This is a genomic window from Weissella sp. DD23 (assembly GCF_001579105.1).
GTDB classification, from domain to species: domain Bacteria; phylum Bacillota; class Bacilli; order Lactobacillales; family Lactobacillaceae; genus Weissella; species Weissella cibaria.
In genome coordinates, this window is the sequence record NZ_KQ970403.1 from 1 (window position 1) to 1,792 (window position 1,792).

Sequence of the window (1,792 nt, forward strand, 5' to 3'; positions counted from 1 at the left end):
AATAGGAGGACTTGTCTGATAATAACTGGTGTGACCAACCATGTTCTCTCCGGCTCTCCTATATACGTACTCTATCACGACTAATAGGCCCCTGCAAATGACGCATTACTTACCGTAATGTAAATCACGTGCGACAGTCCGCTGAACCTCGGCAATCGTTTCACTATGAAAGTCGCGATGATCCAACACCATCCGCTTAGTCATGTCACGTGGCGCTTGGTAGAACATCCACGGCCACTCAGATTGCATCTCAAACGACGCTTGCCCCACTTGGAACCGATCGCGAATTGCCGTAGCATTTCGCCATTCATCAACTAAAGCAAAAACAAATGGACCAAACTCTCCTTGGCTACCATCAAGATAGGTCTCCCAGTCACCAACAACCAAAGTCTCTGGATCATGGTCAACGGCATTTCGAATCAAAACCTGGTCATCCCCAGTCGTCACCGCATAATAAGTCCGGTCATCCTCATCTGTTAATCGTGGTAACGAGTCATAATTCAATCCCAACCGTTTCGCTAACTTTTGCGACAACGCCACGCGAACGTGTTGCGCAGGCACGTCACTATCTTGCGCAACAATATGTAATTCAGCTAACTCGTCCGCAATTGTAACTGTCGTAAATTCGTAATACATCAATGTCCTCACTTTCTGATTTAGTTCGCCAGTGATGTAAAAATACGTCCAATCATCTTAACCATCGTACCAAATACATCTTTACCTAATAGTTGAAACCGAGTACCCATTGGTAATTGTCGGTTCGTCTTAAAGAAATGGATCAAGCCGCCAATTAAACCAATTACTAAACCAGCTAACGCTAACACAATAAAAATCAACACAATTACTTGCAAAATCATCATCATTTTTCTATCACTCCCTTTAAGTCTCTCCATTATACCAACAGATTAAGGCATAAAAAATAGGCAACTCGATTAACAATCAAACTGCCTCATCATTCTTATTTCACTTTTGCGGCGTAATAGCCTAACAGTAGCGCTACGAACACAATCAACGCCATTCGTCGATTATCATGGTACAAAAACATATCAACTAACGCATAGACAAACAGTGCGACCGCAATGACAGTCATACCCAACTTTAACGTACTCTTTTTCATCTCGTCTCGTTTACCCTTCCTCAGCATAGCGAATTGTTGCATCACGGAGGTAGCTCGCAAATTGTTGATGACCCACCTCATACTCAAACGCATCTTTAAAATCCGCAATATAACTTTGGCGAATCGTTGGGTGACCCCAAGTTGGGCGCCAGTCTAACCGGTAGATACCATCCGTTAGTAGCACGTCGTAACCTGGAAACGCCATCCGCAACACTGACAACGTTTTGTTCGTCACTGGAAACTGCTTCACAAGGAGCGGATGCGCATTGGTGGCAGGGTCAACCGCTTCAGTCATCGCAACCGCACTGTCAGACGAGCCAATAAACACCAGTCGGCGCGACGCATCGGTCATAAACGTACCGTCCGTTAACGAAATACCGTCAAAGACAGCCGCCTTTAACAATTCCGGTCCCCAAAATTCAATCACCTGTTGTTCATCCTGCATACCAAGTGTGCCTCCTAACGCAAAAAACCTGACCATCGTTGATCAGGTTTTCATTATAGCGTGAATTTAAACTAATGTCTTGGCCAAGTAGAAGCTACCTAAAATACCAGCGTCATCCCCATTACCCGCTCGAACCAAGTAGTCATCTAAGTTCGGCACCGCCAAATAATCTGACAGTTGTGCCGCAAACGACTTGCGGACAAGCGACATCAAGACATCGCGATGTGGTA

General features: G+C 45.0%; 4 protein-coding genes and 1 pseudogene. All 5 read right to left on the reverse strand.

From position 1 onward, the window contains the following. Nucleotides 1-105 precede the first annotated feature (105 nt). Entirely contained in the window at nucleotides 106-636 is a 531-nt protein-coding gene (locus tag WEIDD23_RS11650) for a hypothetical protein (RefSeq protein ID WP_010370645.1), read from the reverse strand. Between the two features lie 20 nt (nucleotides 637-656). Beyond that, nucleotides 657-863, reverse strand: coding sequence for a hypothetical protein (locus WEIDD23_RS11655; RefSeq protein WP_010370643.1), 207 nt, complete (start codon nucleotides 861-863; stop codon nucleotides 657-659). A gap of 95 nt (nucleotides 864-958) precedes the next feature. Next, nucleotides 959-1,117 carry a hypothetical protein gene (locus WEIDD23_RS13820; protein WP_010370640.1) on the reverse strand — a complete coding sequence of 53 codons (159 nt, stop codon included), beginning with the start codon at nucleotides 1,115-1,117 and terminating at the stop codon, nucleotides 959-961. Between the two features lie 10 nt (nucleotides 1,118-1,127). Further along, a complete protein-coding gene (locus tag WEIDD23_RS11660; RefSeq protein WP_010370637.1) occupies nucleotides 1,128-1,562 on the reverse strand; it encodes a hypothetical protein in 435 nt (144 codons plus the stop codon). A gap of 66 nt (nucleotides 1,563-1,628) precedes the next feature. Next, nucleotides 1,629-1,792 (reverse strand): annotated as a pseudogene (locus WEIDD23_RS14990) (fructokinase); the annotation flags it as partial.

Excerpts from the sequence above, each read along its gene's own strand:
- WEIDD23_RS11650 (WP_010370645.1), bottom strand. The coding sequence starts at position 636 with ATGTATTACGAATTTACGACAGTTACAATTGCGGACGAGTTAGCTGAA.
- WEIDD23_RS11655 (WP_010370643.1), bottom strand. The coding sequence starts at position 863 with ATGATGATGATTTTGCAAGTAATTGTGTTGATTTTTATTGTGTTAGCG.
- WEIDD23_RS13820 (WP_010370640.1), bottom strand. The coding sequence starts at position 1,117 with ATGAAAAAGAGTACGTTAAAGTTGGGTATGACTGTCATTGCGGTCGCA.
- WEIDD23_RS11660 (WP_010370637.1), bottom strand. The coding sequence starts at position 1,562 with ATGCAGGATGAACAACAGGTGATTGAATTTTGGGGACCGGAATTGTTA.